Source organism: Actinomycetota bacterium (assembly GCA_013152275.1).
Taxonomy (GTDB): Bacteria; Actinomycetota; Acidimicrobiia; order Spongiisociales; family UBA4744; genus BMS3Bbin01.
Map to the genome: position 1 here is coordinate 86,658 of JAADGS010000027.1, position 16,708 is coordinate 103,365.

The following is a 16,708-nucleotide window of genomic DNA, read 5'->3' on the forward strand; positions in this document are numbered from 1 at the left end:
CCTGGGGAAACAACGCTTTGTCATGCCCTGCATTCAAAGCGTCCTCGCCGGCCAGCGGATCCTCGGCAGAGGCCATTCCCGTGCATCTCGAGTGTCCAGTTCACCTATCCGCGTGTCCTCGAAGTACGAAACACAAAGAAAACCAGCCGTTTCTCTAGGCCATCACGGCTCTCGTGGAAGCCCACGCGCGCAGTCGTGCCACGTCCTCGGCGCGTGACACCGACAGCGGTACGGTGGAGCGAATCTCGTCGAGCACCCGTGCGGTCGTGAGCGGTTGGTCGGCGGCGACGGCCCGATACAGGGCGCCCACGATCGCCGTCTCGATCTCGGCACCGGAGAAGCCGGCGGTCTGTGCCACGAGCGTGGTCAGGTCGAAGCATGAGGGATCGTTTGCTCGCTTGGCCAGATGGACTCTGAGGATCTCGCGGCGCGCGTCCTCGTCGGGGAGATCGACGAAGAAGATGTCGTCGAACCGACCCTTGCGAAGCAGTTCCGGAGGCAGCGCATCGATCTGGTTGGCGGTCGCGACGAGAAAGACCTCCTCGGAATGGTCCTGCATCCAGCGCAGGAACGTTCCGAGAAGGCGGCGGGCCACGCCTCCGTCCTGGTCTCCGGTCGCGAATCCTTTCTCGATCTCGTCGATCCAGAGCACGGCCGGAGCCATCGCCTCGATTGTTCGAAGAGAACTGTCGAGACGGTTCTCGGATTCGCCGACGAACCTCCCGTAGAGCCGCGACGGGTCGAGCAGGACGAGCGGCAACCCCCAGGTGCGAGCGAGGGTTTTGGCGATGAGGGACTTTCCACATCCCGGTATGCCCGTGAGCAGGATCCCTCTTGGAGGATCGAGGCCGGGCATTTCGGAGTCCATGGCGATCCGGCGCACCCGCAACCAGGACTTCACTTCTTCCAGACCGCCGACCTCGTCGAGTGTGCCGGCGTCGGATTCGACGAGCTCGAGGACTCCGTCTGTGTTCAGGAGATCGGCTTTGGCGGCTCGCAAGGCCGAGATGTCGTTCGATCCGAGCCTGCCGTCCTGGAGTGCCTGGCGCTGGATGAGGCCGGCGGCCTCACGAAGCGTGATTCCTTTCAATGCGTTCGCGACCTCGGTGAGGTGGTCGTTGTCGAGGACCACCGGGAACCCACGATCCGCGAGCCGCCGAACGGTCCTTCTGACGAGCCGGAGCAGTTCCGCTTCGCTGGGCGGATGCAGCCTCCAGCGGTGGGCCAGTCCCTTGATCTCCTCCGGAAGATCGGGATGCGGGGCGGTGAGGATGATCGTCTGACTCCGGCGCTGCGCCTGGGCCAGCTCCTTGATTCGGCGGACGACGATCGGGTCGCGAAGGATCGGGTTGGCATCGGCGAACACGAATGCCCCCGGTGTCGAGATCTCTGCAATGAACCCGAGTGCCTGGTTCGGGTCGGTGCTCTGATACTGGGCCTGCTGCCGATCTCGGGCCAGACCTTGGGTTGAGGACCACGTCCAGACCGGAATGTCGAGTTCCCCGGCAGCGCTTCTCAGGACTTCAAGGAATCGTGGCTCCTCGTCTGTGGCGACGACGAGCAATGGGTACTGGGAAGCGAGCAGAACTCGAAGGTCGCCGGTGTTGTCCATGATCACAGATATCGCCCGCATCCGGGGGGACACTTAGGAGTTCCGGGGCACCTGCCGGGTTCAGAACTCGATGTGCCCGTCGCGATACGGACCGGGGGGCAATGACCCGGCGTCGGCTCGGCATCGGTCTCTTCGATACATCTGCCACGATGCCGCAGTCCGAACGTCGGCTCAGGGAGTGAGGTCGGCCAGTCCCTCGAGGACTCTGGCGACTTCCTCGAGGGTGTTGTAGTGGACGAATCCGACCCGGACCGCTCCTCCGGTTTCCAGCAGTCCGAACCGGTCCATGATGTTCAGCGCGTAGTAGTGACCCGACCACACGAAGATGCCTTCCTCGGCCAAACGCGTGGCCGCCACGTGCGGGTGCACACCGTCGATCGTCACTGCAAACGTAGGTACCCTGTCCTCGATCCGATCCACGCCCCAGAGGTGGGCGCCGTCGATGGCGGCGATGCCATCGAGGAACGCCCTCGCCATGTCGGATTCGTGTTGTCCGATCCACTCATAGGCAGCTATGAGTCGGCTGCGCCGAGGGCGGTCGGTGCCGACTGGAGCCAGGTTCGCGAGGTACTCCACGGCGGCGGCGACACCGGCGAGCGATTCAAAGCTCTGTGTTCCCGTTTCCCATTTCTCAGGTGGCTCCTCGGGGGCCGGGCGCACCTTGTATGCATCGATCCGGTCGAGAAGGTCGGTACGACCGTAGAGGACCCCCGTGTGTGGCCCGAAGAACTTGTATGCGGAACAGACGAGGAAGTCACAACCGATCTCGGCGACATCGAGCAGGCGGTGCGGTGTCGAGTGCACCGCGTCCACGAAGACGAGTGCACCCGCTGCATGCGCCCGGCGGGTCACCTCTTTGACATCGACTTTGGTTCCGAGGGCATTGGAGGCAGCGGTCACGGCCACGAGTCTGGTTCTCTCCGACAGGGAGCGATCGAGGTCGTCGAGATCGAGCGTTCCGTCGTCCCGGACTCCCACCTGCCGCACAACGGCGCCGGCGTCACGGGCGGCGAGCACCCATGGGGTGACGTTGGCATCGTGGTCGAGCGTCGTGACGATGACCTCGTCGCCTTCGTGCCACGAGTGGCCGATCGCCCTGCTCATGGAGAATGTGAGCGAGGTCATGTTCTGGCCGAATGCGATCTCGCCCGGGTGTTCTGCCCCGAGAAGCTCGGCCATCGCCGATCGGGCGGCATCGGTGATGGTGATGGCGTCCCGGCCCGGAGCGAAATGCGAGCTCAGGTTCGAGACCCCCGCCGTCAACGTGGCGGCCATGGCATCGATGACCGATCGGGGAGTCTGCGTTCCTCCAGGTCCATCCAGCCACGCGACTTGGCGGCCGTCCTGGGTTCGAGACAGTGCGGGGAATCGGGATCGAATGGTTGCGAGCATGGAGCGAACGATAGCGCTCGGCCTGCTCGGTGGAACTCGCCCGCGTGCGGCGACCCCCGGTGGCACAATGGCCATGTGCGATACGAGGTCGTCGCCCACACCGCCGATACCGGCATCATCGCCTACGGAAGAACGCTTGCCGAGCTGTTCGAGAACGCCGCGTACGCGATGTTCGACCTCATGTTCGATCTGGCTCCCTTGGTTGCGGCTTCGGAGATCGAGATCGTCGTCGAGGGCGAGGATCTTCAGGACCTGATGTTCGGCTGGCTCTCCGAGCTTCTGTTTCGCTTCGAGGTCGACGGACAGGTGTGGTGCCGATTCCGGGTGGGCATCGAGGGTGACCGGATCCGGGCGCTGGTCGGTGGTACGTCGGCGGCTTCGTTGCCATTGCGAGGATCACCGATCAAGGCTGTCACGATGCACGACCTCGAGGTCGTTCGCAAGGGACCCGAATGGGCAGCGACGGTCATCTTCGACGTCTGAGTTTGGGCAAGGCAGCAGCCAAAGGGCCGAATGAAGCGGCGAGGGAGTTCAGGGACTTGCTTGCCCGCGACGATCCGGGCGTCGATGTGCACAGGCCCTCCAGAGTGAAAAGGGAAGAGGAGGAGCGGGTCGGATCTCCGGAGGACACCCCGCTGTTGTGGGAGACGTCGAACCGACCGGCAAGGTGGCAGCGTGCACAGGACCGTTCAAGTGCCGGCTGCAACGCGTAACCTTGAGGCCGTGGAACTGCGAGCCCTCGGCAGGCATGTATGGGAGATCCCGAAGGAAGGCGGGATGCGTGTGCCCGGTCGAGTCTTCATCCCGGAGATGTTTCTTGTGGAGGCGGACAAGGCGCTGACGCAGGTGAAAAACGTTGCGTGCCTTCCCGGTATCGTTGAAGCCTCGATGGCGATGCCGGACATCCATTGGGGATACGGGTTCCCGATCGGGGGCGTTGCGGCAACCGACATCGAAGACGGCGGCGTCGTTTCACCCGGCGGCGTGGGGTTCGATATCGGCTGCGGCGTACGGCTCCTCGCTTCCAGGTTCACGGCAGAGGACTTCGAAGCGCGGGCCGAGGCGGTAATGGGAGAGCTCGATCGACGGATTCCACGGGGCCTTGGCAAGGGAGCCGTCGCCGACCGCCTCGACATCGACGAAGTGCTCAGTGACGGTGCTGCCGCGGTGCTTTCCGCCGGGTATGGCTGGGAGAGTGATCTGGATCGGTGTGAGGAGAATGGGACATCCGTCGGAGCAGTCCCCGCGTCGATCGGCGACCGCGCCAAACGGCGCGGGGGTGGACAATTGGGCTCGCTCGGGGCGGGTAACCACTTCCTCGAGGTCCAGGTCGTGGAGGAAATCCACGATGCCGCCACAGCGAACGTCTTTGGACTCGGTGCAGGGATGATCTGTGTGATGATCCACTGTGGGAGCCGGGGCCTCGGTCACCAGACCTGTACGGATCAACTGGAGATCATGGGCCGTGCCTCGGCTCGGTACGGGATCGAGCTTCCCGATCGGCAACTTGCCTCGGTCCCCGTGCGGTCCCCGGAGGGCGAACGGTATCTCGCCGCGATGGCGTCGGCAGCCAACTTCGCGTGGGCGAACCGGCACGTCCTCGCTCATGAAGTTCGTCAGGCCTTCGCTCGAGCATTTTCCACGACCCCGGAACATACGGGCATGCGACTCGTGTTCGACGTTGCGCACAATCTCGCCAAGATCGAGGAGCACATCGTCGATGGCTCGAGCCGGCGTTTGTGCGTACACCGCAAAGGGGCGACGCGTGCCTTTGGCCCCGGACATCCTGATCTCGCAGACGACCTCCGCGCGGTCGGCCAGCCAGTGCTCGTTCCGGGATCCATGGGGACGGCGTCGTGGGTGCTCGCCGGTGTGGAGAACAATCCGGCATTCTTTTCGGCGGCGCACGGTGCCGGCCGGATGATGAGTCGCAAGAAGGCCAAGCGGCGCGGATCGGGTGCGGACGTCAAACGCGCGCTCGAGAGGAAGGGGATTGTGGTGCGCCCAGGTTCGGTGGCGCTCCTGTCCGAGGAGGCGCCCTATGCCTACAAGGATGTGGACACGGTCGTCGGTGTCTGTGAGGAAGTCTCTCTGGCTCGCAGGGTGGCGCGACTGCGACCGCTTGGGGTCGTCAAAGGGTAGGAGGGTCGCCTCTCCGGTCGGTGACCCCGGTCGACCTTCGAAGTACGAGGTGCCGGGTACCGGGTATGCAGCACCGAGTATCCTCGAATCATGTCCGACGCCACCGCCCTCATCGTGATCGACGTGCAGCAGGGATTTGACGATTCCGGCTTTGGACGTCGCAATAACCCCGACTGTGAACGCAACGTGGCCATGCTGATCGATGCGTGGCGATCGAACGGCCGGCCACTGGTCTTCGTTCGGCATGACTCTGCAAAGAAAGGGTCCCCGCTCGCGCCAGGGACCGTGGGGAATGCTTTCAAGGATGTCGTTTCCGGCGACGCCGATCTGCTGGTCACCAAATCGGTGCACTCGGCGTTCTATGGACGGCCGGATCTCGACGCGTGGTTGCAGGAGCGGGGGATCGAGAAGGTGGCCATTTGCGGCATCCAGACGAACGTGTGCTGCGAGACGACCGCCCGGATGGCCTCGGACCTCGGGTATGAGGTGCAGTTCGTGGCCGATGCGACGTTCACGTTCGCCACGCACGGGCCGGATGGGGACGTCGTCTCGGCAGACGAGCTCACGAGGGCTACGTGTGCAAGCCTGGAAGGTGAGTTCGCGACGGTGGTGAGCACCGCGAATCTCGTGTCGTGACAGGTCGAGCTATTCGAACAGGTCTCGCAATTTCCTACGGATGTCCGGGTGTGCATGGCGGCGCAGAACGATGTCGCGTCGGTAACTGCGGTGCACCTCCGCGATCTGACGGCCGGTCTGCTCGATGGTCTCGTTCAACGAAGCCTTGATCGATTCCAGATCGCTCTCGAGACGTTCGATGCGTTCTCGGAGTTCGAGAACTTGTTTGACGCCCTCCAGGTTCAGGCCCTGGTCGGTGAGGCTCTGAATCAGAGCGAGGCGTTCAATGTCTTCCTGCGAGTACCGGCGCGTACCGCCCGGTGTCCGGTACGGCTCGATCAAACCCCGGCGTTCGTAGATGCGCAGCGTCTGCGGGTGCACACCTGCGAGTTCGGCGGCCACCGAGATCACATAGACTGCCTGATCCTTGCGCTTCGCCATGATCTACACCTCGAGGCCTTCGCGAGGATTGATCCCCGCCTCGAATTCCTCTGCGAACTGCTGAAGCATCTTCTTGGCTTCCCTCGACAGCCTGGTGGGCACGACGACCTCGACGGTGACCAGGAGATCACCAGGGCGTCCCCTCTTCTTCTTGACGCCGCGGCCACGAACACGGAAGGTGCGCCCACTGCGGGTTCCGGCCGGGATCTTGAGGCGCACCGGTTCGTCGAGGGTCGGGACCGTGATCTCGGTTCCGAGCGCAGCCTCCGTGAACGTGATGGGCACCTTGATCTTCAGATTGTCGCCGGCACGCCGAAACAGCTTGTGTCTCGCCACGTGCACCTTCACGAGCAAGTCGCCTGCAGGTCCACCGTTCTTTCCTGGAGCACCTTTGCCCTTGAGCCGCACGACGGCACCGTTCTTGACGCCTGCCGGGATCTTGACTTTGATCGTGCGGGAGAGCGTCGTCGTTCCAGAGCCATGACACGTGTGGCATGGGGTTCTCACCGTCGTCCCGGTGCCGCCGCATGTTGGGCATGGCCTGGTCGTGGAGAAGAAACCTTGGCTCTGGGCGACCACGCCGCTTCCGCGGCACGTCGGACACGTCTCCACCGGAGTACCCGGCTCCGCTCCACTACCTCGACACGTCCGACACACCGTCTCGCCCTTGACGGACACCGTTGTCGTGACGCCGCGAATCGCGTCTTCGAAAGACAGATGGAGTTCGGCGCTCGTGTCGGCTCCTCGCTGCGGGCCGGACCGTCGACCTGCGGTGCCTCCGAATCCGAACACTTCTCCGAGGCCTCCCCCGAACAGATCCCCGAGGTCCTCGAATCGAATCTTCTGGCCGGCACCGAAGCCGCCGGGAGCGTTCTGGAAGCCGCGGAACCCACCGGAATCGACCATCCGCCGCACCTCGTCGTACTCCTTTCGCTGCTCCTCATTGGAGAGCGTCGCATACGCCTCCGAGATGTCCTTGAACTTCTCTTCGGCTTTCGCGTCAGTAGGGTTCGCGTCGGGGTGGTACTGCTGAGCGAGTTTGCGGTAGGCGCGCTTGATCTCCTTGGCGTCCGCATTCTTCGAGACACCAAGGACTTTGTAGAAATCCTTGTCGACCCAGTCCCTATTCATGATCCACTGCGACGAGTGCTGCGCGGATCACACGACCATGCAACGTGTAGCCACGGCGCATCTCTTTGGTAACCACGAGCCTGCCTTCGCCCTCCGAAGGGGCGATAGCTGCTTCGTGGGCCTCCGGGTCGAAGGGAACTCCGACGGACGGGATCGGTTCCAGGCCCTCGTTGCGGAGGATGTCCAGGAGGAGATCGCGAGTGCTGCGGACTCCCTCGAGGAGTCGCTCCTCGGCCGGTGAGCCCGGCTCGGTGGCAAGAGCGGCATCGAGCGAGTCCAGCACCGGCAGCAGGTTCTTGGTGACCCGCTCGGCCGCCCGTTCGATGTTCTGTGCCTGCTCGCGCAGCATTCGCTTCCGGTAATTGTCAAAATCGGCCGCGACGCGCTGCAGATCGTTGAGGTAGGTTCCTGCTTCCTGCTGGAGCGCCGCCACGGTCCGCAGGAGAACCTGGACTGCCTGGGACGGGTCCTCAGGCAGCTCCAGTCCGAGATCGCGCGGGTCGATAACCTCTTCTTCCGGCAGGATCTCTGCCGGCACGACAGCTTCTGGCTCTTCGGTCATCAGGACTCATCACCTTCGTCGATGATCTCGGCTTCGACGACGTCCTCGTCGGAGGGGCCTTCATCGCTCCCGGCCGCCGTTTGCTGGGCCTGCTCGGCCTGCTGTTGGTACAGCCGCTGTGCGAGGGACTGCGAAGCCGACACCACGGCGTCCATCTTCGCCCGGAGGTCTTCCGTCGACGCGTTCTCGTCGTTGAGCGTCGTTCGCAGCTCTTCGAGCGCAGACGTGATCGCCGTCTTCTCCTCGTCGTTGAGTTGTTCCGCCTGCTCGGTCAGCAACTTGTCCGTCTGGTGCGCCAACTGGTCTGCCTGGTTGCGCGTCTCTGCTGCTTCACGAAGCCTGCGGTCCTCTTCTGCGTACTGTTCGGCATCGTGAACCATGCGATCGATGTCCTCTTGGGCCAGGGCAGTGCCACCGGTGATCGTCATGGCCTGCTCTTTGCCGGTGCCGAGGTCTTTCGCCGAGACGTGAACGATGCCGTTCGCATCGATGTCGAACGTCACCTCGATCTGGGGGACCCCCATCGGAGCAGGTGGAATACCCGTCAAGCGAAACTTGCCAAGGCTCTTGTTCGCGGCAGCCATCTGGCGCTCGCCCTGCAGCACGTGAATCTCCACCTCCGGCTGGTTGTCGTCGGCCGTCGTGAAGATCTCGGACCGGCGGGTCGGGATCGTGGTATTGCGCTCGATCATCTTGGTGGCGATACCGCCCTTGGTCTCGATCGACAGCGTGAGGGGGGTCACGTCGAGCAGGAGGATGTCCTTGACATCTCCGGTGAGCACACCGGCCTGGATGGCGGCGCCGGCAGCGACCACCTCGTCCGGGTTGACGCCCTTGTGGGGTTCCTTGCCGCCGGTGAGGTCACGTACCAGCTCCTGGACGGCCGGCATCCGGGTCGATCCACCGACCAGCACGACGTCATCGATCGCGGACACGGAGATGCCGGCGTCCTTGATGGCCTGCTCGAATGGCGGCTTGCACTTCGCCAAGAGGTCCTCGGTCATCTTCTGGAACGTGGATCGGGAGAGCTTGACCTGCATGTGGAGCGGTCCCGCTGCCGTTGCCGTGATGAACGGAAGGTTGATCTCGGTTTCGGCGACCTGCGACAACTCGATCTTCGCCTTCTCGGCCGCTTCTTTCAGGCGTTGGACCGCCATGCGATCCGCCGACAGGTCGACGCCATGCTCGTTCTTGAACTCGGTGACGAGCCAGTCGACGATCGCCTGGTCCCAGTCGTCGCCGCCCAGGTGGGTGTTCCCCGACGTGGACTTCACCTCGAAGACGCCCTCACCGATCTCCAGGACGGACACGTCGAACGTGCCGCCACCGAGGTCGAACACCAGGATCGTATGGTCGTGTTCCTTGTCGAGACCGTAGGCGAGTGAAGACGCCGTCGGTTCGTTGATGATGCGCTGCACTTCGAGGCCTGCGATCTGTCCAGCCTCTTTCGTGGCCTGGCGCTGCGCGTCGTTGAAGTATGCGGGCACGGTGATTACCGCTTCGGTGACCGGCTCCCCGAGGTACGACTCGGCATCACGCTTGAGCTTCATCAGGATGCGTGCGGAGATCTCTTGGGGCGTGTAGCTCTTGCCTTCGATCTCGACTTTCCAGTTCGGATCGCCCATGTGTCGCTTCACGGAGTGGATCGTGCGGTCCGGGTTGGTGATCGCCTGCCGTTTGGCGACTTCTCCGACCATCACCTCGCCGTCCTTGAACGCGACGACCGACGGGGTGGTGCGGGCGCCTTCCGCGTTCGGGATGATGATGGGCTCGCCGCCTTCGAGGGTGGCGATCACGCTGTTTGTGGTACCGAGGTCGATACCGACTGCCTTGGCCATGGGGAACTCCTCAACTGTGTCAGATTTAGTGTGTCACAAGTGTATAACCTGAGTGACCCTTTGTCATATTTCATCTTTGTCACTGAACCCAGGGCTCAGGGGGGTCGTCACGACCCCCCTGAGCCCTGGGTTCAATGAGGGGGCTACGCGGTGGCGGCGAGGCGTCCCTCGAGGCGGTGGCCGAGCACCTTGACGATCGGGACGAGTGCCGCGCAGATGGCCACGCCGATGGCCAGCGTCACCCAGACGTCCCTGAGGGCAGAGCCTTCGACGGCGATCTTGAAGATCGGATCCAGGAAGTAGTACGTCGGTCCCAGGTGCGCGATCCACTGTGGCAGGTTCGGGAAGATCGGAAAGATCACCGGGAAGAGGAGCAAGATCCCTGCCGACTTGAACAGGGTGAACAGGACGGTCGAGTCCTTGGATACGGACCCGAGGATGAGGCCGATCTCGGCCATCATCACGCCGGCGATCGCGAGCGAGATCAGCATGGCTCCACCATGGCGGCCCCAGGCGGAGTTGAGGAGCAGCGTGAACACCCCGGTTGCGATCGCCAGCACAAACCCGAACAAGCCCTTGGCGGCCAGCACCTCCGTCATGCGAGCCGGTGTGGCCAGTACGGCGTCGAGGGTGCGGTTCTCCCGCTCTTGCACGATGCTCATGGCCGGAATGAACGAGCCGCCGATGACTACGGCGTAGATCATCACGAGTGGCAGAAGGCGGGTGACGAGGTCGTATCCTTCCTGGCCGAGCGAGATCACCTTCACGTCGACGGGGGCCGGAGCGCCCGCGATGCTCCGGATGAGATCGAGCATGGTCACCTCGAGGATGATGCGGTTCGACACAAGACTCTCCCCGGAGACGAACAGGTGCAGCTCCGGCATTGCGCCCGTCTTCACGTCCGTGTCGAAACCGGGCTGGAGAACGAGTCCGGCATCGAGGTCGTTCGACTCGACCATGCGCTTGAGCTTCTCCACCGAATCGAGGACGGTCACCTTGATCCCATCGAGTTGCCGGACCTGCGCCGTGATGACCGAGTTCCCTTCATCGACAACACCGAGGCGGGGCTGTGCTTGGAACAAGGTCCCGAACACGCCTCGAATCAGCAGAGTGATCAGGATCGGCAGGACGATCGCGTAGAGGAGCAACGGCGATCTGGGTCCGACCTGGAGCTCGCGTCGGAACAGGGCAAGAAGTCTCATAGCGTCTCGACTTTCCGCTTGAGGACGAAGACTCCTGCGCCAAAGGCGACGGCGCTCCATGCGACGGTCATCGCGAAGAAGGGAGCGGTCTCGCTCCATCCGGCTCCATAGGATGTGGCACGCACGATGGCTTCGGTCATGCCGTAGGACGGCAGGACCTGGATCCACGTCGCCGGCGTGCCCGGGAACAAAGCCGCTCCGGCGGGAATCATGATCGGAATCATGAGGAACATGCTCCAGAAGAGAATCTCGATGAAATCCTTGCCGGTCGCTCCTGCAAGCAGGGCAAGCCCGGTCACGAGGAACGCACCGAGGAGGAGCGCGGCCGCGAGCACGAGCGGCCGGCCGCCAAATGATCGGATCGCGACCATCAGGACGGCGACTTCGGCGAACGCAAGCCCGGTGCCGAGCAGCGTCTTGGCTGCCAGGAAGTCCGACGTCCGAGCCGGTGTCACGAGTATGGCCGTGACGGTTCGGGAGCGTATCTCCTCGGCGATGAGCGCGGCAAAGGCGAACATTTCCATCATGAGGGCGAAGATGGCCAACAGCGGGCGCATCCGCTCTTGCATCGAGATCTGGTCACCCGTCCGGTCCGGACCGAGCACCATGGCTTCTTCGGCCGGCGCCGACACCGGTGGCCGGTTGCCGGCGATCATGTAGGCGAGCTCGCGAACCATGCTGCGCATGGCCTCGCGGATCTCGGGGGGTGTACCGGCCGGAACGAACACCCGCACGGTGGTCTGCCGACCGGTCGCGACGGCGCTCAGAAAGCCATCGGGGAAGTCGATTCCTGCGGCCAGTTGGTTCTGTTTCTCTTCGACCGCGGTCTGCAGCGCCTCCGATGTGTCGAAGTTCGTCAAGGCGAGCCCCTCCTGGTCGCCAAGTCGGGCGAGGAGCGTCTCGATCCCGGTTCCGTGGACTCCGAGACGGATCGTTTCGTCGACGGTGTCAGGCATCGCCCAGAAGAGCGCGACGTAGCCGACGAGGGCGAGCGTGGTGATGAACACGAAGAAGCGATCCCTGCTCATCTGGGCGACGTCCTTGCGGACGATCGCCCAGATGATGCGTCCTCGGTTCATGCCACGAGCCTCTTGCCGGCGAAGTGAATGAAGATATCCTCCAACGTGGCCTCTTCCGTGTGGATCGTGAGGAGGTCGTCCTGGGCGACTGCCTGGCGGATCCGCTCGCCGGCATCCTGATCGTCGAGTGGGATGACGATCTCGACGATTTCGCCGTCCCTCCTGGCTCTGATCCTGACGGAACGCCGGCCGTAGGTCTGCTTGAGGTTTTCTGGTGTGTCGGTGACCAGGATGCGGCCCTCATCGATGAACGCGACACGATCGGACAGCTTGTCGGCCTCCGTCATGTCGTGGGTCGTCAGCAACACGGCTGCTCCACGAAGCGCCTCTTCCCGGATCACCTGACGAATCGACTGAGACGAGACCGGATCGAGACCGTCGGTCGGCTCGTCGAGGAACAGAACGTCGGGTGTGTTGATGAGCACCCTGGCAATCATGAGGCGCTGCTTCATTCCCTTGGAGAACTCGGCGACCCGATCACCGCCGCGGTCGGCGAGGTCGACTCTTCGAAGGAGCGAGTCGGCGTCGAGATTGGCGATTCCGAAGAGCCGACCGAAGAAGATCAGGTTCTCCCTGGCCGACATGTTGCCGTAGAGATTCTTTTCTTCGAACGCCACGCCGATGCGGGCCTGAATCTCCGTGGCCCTTGTGGGCATGCTCATGCCGAGGATCGTGATCGTGCCCGTCTGCGGCTTCAGCTGGCCGGTGAGCATCTTGATGGTCGTCGACTTGCCGGCGCCGTTCGGGCCCAGGAATCCGAGGATCTCTCCCGGCGCGACGGTGAAACCGATGTCGTCGACGGCGAGTTGCCCGTCGTACGAGTAGCCGATCCCTTCGACCCGGATGGCTGGTTCACTCATGTGGTCCCCTTCTTCCAGCGTTCCATGAGTGCAGGCCACTCTCGTTCCCAGAAGAGAAAGGCATCGCGCATCTCCACGAGGCGGTTTCCTCGGTTCGTGTCATTGCCGACGGCGGCGATGCCACGTTCAGCCAGCCGGCGCAGGTTGATGATCTCATCTCCTTGGCGCTCGAAGACCGTCTGCCAAGCTCCGGGTGTGACACGGTGGTGCATCTCGCGGGATCCCGGCTTTCGGTACCGGTCGATAAGCCCCACCTGCTCGAGAAGACGACTCATCGTGCTCGTGGAGCTCTTCGAGGTGCCCAGTGCCTTCACCAGCTCGCCCGTGGACTGGCCGGGGGGGATCACACACCATCAGCCATCCGATCAGGCGACCTGCCATTCGGGGGAGGCCGTTGGACACGTAGTAGGAACCGAAGGCCTCGACGATCCGTGCAATGTCGGAGTCTTCATCACTCGGCGGCATGATCGTTCCGAACGTTCAGGAATGACCGAACGATACCAAATTGGTACCGTGGAGATCATGCAGATACCCGAAGCAGCGGAGCAGCGTCTCCAACGAGAACTGATCATCTGGTTGACCACGGTCACGCCGACCGGGCGGCCGCAGACGTCACCGGTGTGGTTCTTGTGGAAGGACGGCGAGTTCCTCATCTACAGCCTCGCCGATACGGCACGGGTTCGGAACATTCGGGCGAATCCGCATGTCGCCCTCAACTTCGATGGGGACGGTGTGGGCGGTGCAGTCGTGACCTTCGAAGGAGTCGCGCGTATCGATGATGCTGCCCCGCCGGCGAGCGGCATGCCCGAGTATGTCGAGAAGTATCGTGACGACATGGCCGAGAACAAGTGGACGCCGGAGGTGTTCTCGGCCCGCTATTCGGTGCCGATCCGAATCACCCCGCGGCGGGTCCGATCCTGGTGAGAGGGTGGGGGTCGGGTCTTCTCGGTGTCGTGCGTTCGATTCGAGTGATCCGTCAGGGTTGGTGTATTCACCGACGACCGACTGTTCCGTGGTGCGGTGGATCGATGGGAGAGTTCGATCGTTGCACCGAAACCGATGTGCTGTGACTGTGGTCACAGGGGCTCTTTGAAGACATGCTCACGCCTCAGGGAGTTACCGCTTCGCCCACCCGATCAGGTTCGAGACGAACCGGTCGGCGAGCGCCAGTTGGGCAACGCTGACATATTCGTCCGGCTGGTGGGCTTGGGCGATGTTTCCGGGGCCGAGGAGAATCGAGGGAATCCCGGCGTTCGAGAACAATCCTGCCTCGCTCCCATAGGTGACTTTCCCCGTGTCCCGGCGCTCGGCGAGGCTGTTCGCCCATCGGACGATCTGTGCATCTCGGGCGGTGGAGAGACCAGGGAGATACACATTGGGCTCGATGTGGATGGCGCCGTAGCTTCCCATCTCGCGTGCCAGCCTGTCGCCTTCTTCCCGGATGCGTCGGAGGATCGTGTCGAGGTCGTCTGTGGGGAGATTGCGGATCTCGAACTGGAAGACACAGGAGCCGGGGACGATGTTCAGGGCGGTGCCCCCGGCGACGGTACCGACGTGGACCGTGCTGTGCGGCACGACGTATCCGGGATCGAAGGGACCGTTCTTCGCGATATCCCGGGCCAGGTCTTGAAGGAACACGATGAGTCGTGCCGCATACTCGACTGCGTTGACACCTTGCGGGGCGAGGGAGGAATGGCGTTCTACTCCCGTCACATTCACTCGATAGGTGCCGATGCCTTTGTGATCGGTAACGACCTGCATCTCCGTCGGTTCTCCGACCACGCAGAATCGAGGAAGAACCGGGAGGGATTCGAGCGCTCGAATCAGATCAGGTGCACCCAGACCACCGACTTCCTCGTCGTAGGAGAGGGCAATGTGGATGGGAACTCTGAGATCGGCAGCGACGAAGGCCGGCAGAGCGGAGAGGATGGCGGCGATGAAGCTCTTCATGTCGGCGGTACCGCGGCCGTAGAGACGCTTCTTGTGCTCGGTTGCTGTGAAGGGGTCGGTCGACCAGTTCTGGCCGTCGACCGGAACGACGTCGGTGTGTGCCGAGAGAACGACACCGGGTTCGGATATCGGTCCGATGACGGCCAGCAGGTTCGCTTTGGTCCCTTGGGGGTTCGGAATCCGGCGGCTTTCGATACCGTGCTTCGCCAGGAGGTCTTCGACGAATGCGATGAGCGGCAGGTTGGTCCCGGCACTCGTCGTGTCGAAAGCGACGAGCTGCCGGAGCATGTCGATCGTACGCATGGGCAGATCCTAAAGGCTCGCTGCACTCGTCGAATTCGGCACCCGGTATCTCTACGCCGGGTCGACCCAAGATCCGGGGGCGAACGCAGCCATCACCGCTTCGCGGCTGCTGTTCCCCGCATTGCGTTCCATGCGCCATTCAACGGAACGTCGGCACTTCCTGCGGGGGACCTCGGTCGACAATCCGTACGCGTCGGTACCCTGTGACCGTGAACAAGCTGGAACCGACTCCCCGCTGGGTCGTCGCGGTGCTCGGCCTGGCTCTGCTGACGCTCCTGACGGTCGTGGCGATCGGTGCACGGCAGATTCCCGGCGCGACCGGTGATTCACAATTGCCGCTGGACTCGCGAGCGATGGGACAGATCCTCGCGGTCACCGCCTGGCTGGTGATGGTCGCGTTGCTGATCTGGATCATGTTGCCGGGTGGGGTACGGAAGAAGCAAAGGACGCCCCCGAAGCGGAAGTCGTGGTTGGCGGCTGCCTTGGTACTGGTCGCTCTGCTGGCCGTGTTCATGCAGGTGGGAAAGTTCACACAGTCGGGAAAGCAGCATTCGGATCTCACGGCGGAGCAGCCGTCGACGATGCTGAGTGTCCCGAACGCGCAGAACCCGACCGCCGTGTCGATGGGGTCGCGTGCAGCCTTGCCGGCCGGCTCGACGGCAGGGCTTCTGCTCGTGGCGGCCGCAGTGGTCCTGGCGGTCGTGGCACTGTCTGCAATCGGGAAGGGGAGGAACGACCAGTCCGACATGGAGCCTGTCGAGGAGCCTGACTTCTCGAGCGTCATCGATGATCTCCTCGCAGAGTTGGAGCACTCCGGCGATCCGAGAGCCGTCGTGATCGGAGCGTACGCGCGAATGGAGCAGGCGCTCGGAAAGGACGGCATGTCGCGCCGCAGCACGGAAGCGCCACTGGAGTTCCTCGACCGGGCACTTCGCCAGTTGGATGTGAGTGGACATGCCGCGAAGCGTCTCACCGGCCTGTTTGCGGAGGCGCGTTTCAGTCCGCATGTGATCGATGAGGGAATGTCGGCGGAGGCGATCGATGCCCTTCGTGAAATCCGTGATGAGTTGAGGGCCAAGGCATGAGACGGGTGGTGGTGGCGACTCTGGCGGTGGCGGTGGTTGTCACGGGCATCCTGTTCTGGTTTTCCGGCTTCATGGAGGCAGCCGCCTATGAGGTGCTGCTGGGAGTCGTTGCCGTCGCCGGTCTGGTCGCGTTGCGCACGTCGGTACCCACCTCCCGGTCGGCGATCGGCGCGCCGGCGCGCCGGCGCGCCGTCCCTCCGCAACTCGAGCGCCTGGAGCGAATCGTCAGGTTTGGAACGAGCACGGCCATCGATGCCGATCGCCGGTTGTACCGGGTCTTGCGCGACCAGGCCCGCGAGTTGCTGCTCAGCCGTTACGGGGTGGATCTGGACGCCGAGCCGGAGGAGGCAAGGCGGCTGTTGGGTGACGGCGCATGGGAACGCATCCGTCCCGATCGGCCCGTTTCCAAGGATCCTCTCGGTCCGGGTGCCGAGCTGTCGGAAGTGGATATGGTCGTCGGCGCGATCGAACGCATCGCCGGTCGGTAGGCTGCGGC

17 protein-coding genes are annotated in these 16,708 nt (G+C 63.4%); 6 read left to right on the forward strand and 11 right to left on the reverse strand.

Annotated elements, in window-relative coordinates; all coding sequences use genetic code 11:
• Positions 1-154: 154 nt before the first annotated feature.
• Both GXP34_04230 and GXP34_04235 read right to left on the reverse strand, forming a co-directional pair.
• Positions 155-1,633 (reverse strand): AAA family ATPase, encoded by a 1,479-nt coding sequence (locus GXP34_04230; protein NOY55175.1) that lies wholly within the window; start codon positions 1,631-1,633, stop codon positions 155-157.
• Positions 1,634-1,783: 150 nt separating this feature from the next.
• Entirely contained in the window at positions 1,784-3,004 is a 1,221-nt protein-coding gene (locus GXP34_04235) for a cysteine desulfurase-like protein (protein ID NOY55176.1), read from the reverse strand.
• Between the two features lie 75 nt (positions 3,005-3,079).
• On the opposite strand from GXP34_04235, the gene GXP34_04240 reads away from it, so the two are divergent.
• From GXP34_04240 to GXP34_04250, 3 genes are all read left to right on the forward strand, one after another.
• Positions 3,080-3,487 carry an archease gene (locus GXP34_04240; protein NOY55177.1) on the forward strand — a complete coding sequence of 136 codons (408 nt, stop codon included), beginning with the start codon at positions 3,080-3,082 and terminating at the stop codon, positions 3,485-3,487.
• Between the two features lie 294 nt (positions 3,488-3,781).
• Positions 3,782-5,146, forward strand: coding sequence for an RtcB family protein (locus GXP34_04245; GenBank protein ID NOY55178.1), 1,365 nt, complete (start codon positions 3,782-3,784; stop codon positions 5,144-5,146).
• 90 nt (positions 5,147-5,236) lie between these two features.
• Positions 5,237-5,782 (forward strand): cysteine hydrolase, encoded by a 546-nt coding sequence (locus GXP34_04250; protein NOY55179.1) that lies wholly within the window; start codon positions 5,237-5,239, stop codon positions 5,780-5,782.
• 9 nt (positions 5,783-5,791) lie between these two features.
• Here the strand turns inward: GXP34_04250 and GXP34_04255 are convergent, their stop codons facing one another.
• The 8 genes from GXP34_04255 to GXP34_04290 form a co-directional block, all read right to left on the reverse strand.
• Positions 5,792-6,202, reverse strand: a complete 411-nt coding sequence (locus tag GXP34_04255) for a helix-turn-helix transcriptional regulator (GenBank protein ID NOY55180.1) — start codon at positions 6,200-6,202, stop codon at positions 5,792-5,794.
• Between the two features lie 3 nt (positions 6,203-6,205).
• Positions 6,206-7,336 carry a molecular chaperone DnaJ gene (gene dnaJ, locus GXP34_04260; protein NOY55181.1) on the reverse strand — a complete coding sequence of 377 codons (1,131 nt, stop codon included), beginning with the start codon at positions 7,334-7,336 and terminating at the stop codon, positions 6,206-6,208.
• Positions 7,326-7,895 (reverse strand): nucleotide exchange factor GrpE, encoded by a 570-nt coding sequence (locus tag GXP34_04265; GenBank protein NOY55182.1) that lies wholly within the window; start codon positions 7,893-7,895, stop codon positions 7,326-7,328. Before GXP34_04265 ends, dnaJ begins: the two co-directional genes overlap by 11 nt.
• On the reverse strand, positions 7,895-9,733 hold the full coding sequence (gene dnaK, locus GXP34_04270; protein ID NOY55183.1) for a molecular chaperone DnaK: 1,839 nt from the start codon (positions 9,731-9,733) through the stop codon (positions 7,895-7,897). Before dnaK ends, GXP34_04265 begins: the two co-directional genes overlap by 1 nt.
• 143 nt (positions 9,734-9,876) lie before the next feature.
• On the reverse strand, positions 9,877-10,935 hold the full coding sequence (locus GXP34_04275; GenBank protein ID NOY55184.1) for an ABC transporter permease: 1,059 nt from the start codon (positions 10,933-10,935) through the stop codon (positions 9,877-9,879).
• On the reverse strand, positions 10,932-12,014 hold the full coding sequence (locus GXP34_04280) for an ABC transporter permease (protein ID NOY55185.1): 1,083 nt from the start codon (positions 12,012-12,014) through the stop codon (positions 10,932-10,934). Before GXP34_04280 ends, GXP34_04275 begins: the two co-directional genes overlap by 4 nt.
• Positions 12,011-12,874, reverse strand: a complete 864-nt coding sequence (locus tag GXP34_04285; GenBank protein ID NOY55186.1) for an ABC transporter ATP-binding protein — start codon at positions 12,872-12,874, stop codon at positions 12,011-12,013. The genes GXP34_04280 and GXP34_04285 overlap by 4 nt, the downstream gene beginning before the upstream one ends.
• Positions 12,871-13,221: a MarR family transcriptional regulator gene (locus GXP34_04290; protein ID NOY55187.1), complete on the reverse strand. Its 351-nt coding sequence runs from the start codon at positions 13,219-13,221 to the stop codon at positions 12,871-12,873. The genes GXP34_04285 and GXP34_04290 overlap by 4 nt, the downstream gene beginning before the upstream one ends.
• A gap of 175 nt (positions 13,222-13,396) precedes the next feature.
• Here GXP34_04290 and GXP34_04295 point away from each other — a divergent pair, with 175 nt between their 5' ends.
• Entirely contained in the window at positions 13,397-13,798 is a 402-nt protein-coding gene (locus GXP34_04295) for a TIGR03667 family PPOX class F420-dependent oxidoreductase (protein ID NOY55188.1), read from the forward strand.
• Positions 13,799-13,990: 192 nt separating this feature from the next.
• Here GXP34_04295 and argE read toward each other — a convergent pair whose 3' ends face one another.
• A complete protein-coding gene (argE, locus tag GXP34_04300; protein NOY55189.1) occupies positions 13,991-15,127 on the reverse strand; it encodes an acetylornithine deacetylase in 1,137 nt (378 codons plus the stop codon).
• 209 nt (positions 15,128-15,336) lie between these two features.
• On the opposite strand from argE, the gene GXP34_04305 reads away from it, so the two are divergent.
• A complete protein-coding gene (locus GXP34_04305; GenBank protein NOY55190.1) occupies positions 15,337-16,212 on the forward strand; it encodes a DUF4129 domain-containing protein in 876 nt (291 codons plus the stop codon).
• On the forward strand, positions 16,209-16,700 hold the full coding sequence (locus GXP34_04310) for a hypothetical protein (protein ID NOY55191.1): 492 nt from the start codon (positions 16,209-16,211) through the stop codon (positions 16,698-16,700). The genes GXP34_04305 and GXP34_04310 overlap by 4 nt, the downstream gene beginning before the upstream one ends.
• Positions 16,701-16,708: the final 8 nt, after the last annotated feature.

Excerpts from the sequence above, each read along its gene's own strand:
- GXP34_04285 (NOY55186.1), bottom strand. The coding sequence starts at position 12,874 with ATGAGTGAACCAGCCATCCGGGTCGAAGGGATCGGCTACTCGTACGAC.
- GXP34_04275 (NOY55184.1), bottom strand. The coding sequence starts at position 10,935 with ATGAGACTTCTTGCCCTGTTCCGACGCGAGCTCCAGGTCGGACCCAGA.
- GXP34_04230 (NOY55175.1), bottom strand. The coding sequence starts at position 1,633 with ATGCGGGCGATATCTGTGATCATGGACAACACCGGCGACCTTCGAGTT.
- GXP34_04295 (NOY55188.1), top strand. The coding sequence starts at position 13,397 with ATGCAGATACCCGAAGCAGCGGAGCAGCGTCTCCAACGAGAACTGATC.
- dnaK (NOY55183.1), bottom strand. The coding sequence starts at position 9,733 with ATGGCCAAGGCAGTCGGTATCGACCTCGGTACCACAAACAGCGTGATC.
- GXP34_04245 (NOY55178.1), top strand. The coding sequence starts at position 3,782 with ATGCGTGTGCCCGGTCGAGTCTTCATCCCGGAGATGTTTCTTGTGGAG.
- GXP34_04280 (NOY55185.1), bottom strand. The coding sequence starts at position 12,014 with ATGAACCGAGGACGCATCATCTGGGCGATCGTCCGCAAGGACGTCGCC.
- argE (NOY55189.1), bottom strand. The coding sequence starts at position 15,127 with ATGCGTACGATCGACATGCTCCGGCAGCTCGTCGCTTTCGACACGACG.
- GXP34_04255 (NOY55180.1), bottom strand. The coding sequence starts at position 6,202 with ATGGCGAAGCGCAAGGATCAGGCAGTCTATGTGATCTCGGTGGCCGCC.
- GXP34_04235 (NOY55176.1), bottom strand. The coding sequence starts at position 3,004 with ATGCTCGCAACCATTCGATCCCGATTCCCCGCACTGTCTCGAACCCAG.
- GXP34_04265 (NOY55182.1), bottom strand. The coding sequence starts at position 7,895 with ATGACCGAAGAGCCAGAAGCTGTCGTGCCGGCAGAGATCCTGCCGGAA.
- GXP34_04250 (NOY55179.1), top strand. The coding sequence starts at position 5,237 with ATGTCCGACGCCACCGCCCTCATCGTGATCGACGTGCAGCAGGGATTT.
- GXP34_04310 (NOY55191.1), top strand. The coding sequence starts at position 16,209 with ATGAGACGGGTGGTGGTGGCGACTCTGGCGGTGGCGGTGGTTGTCACG.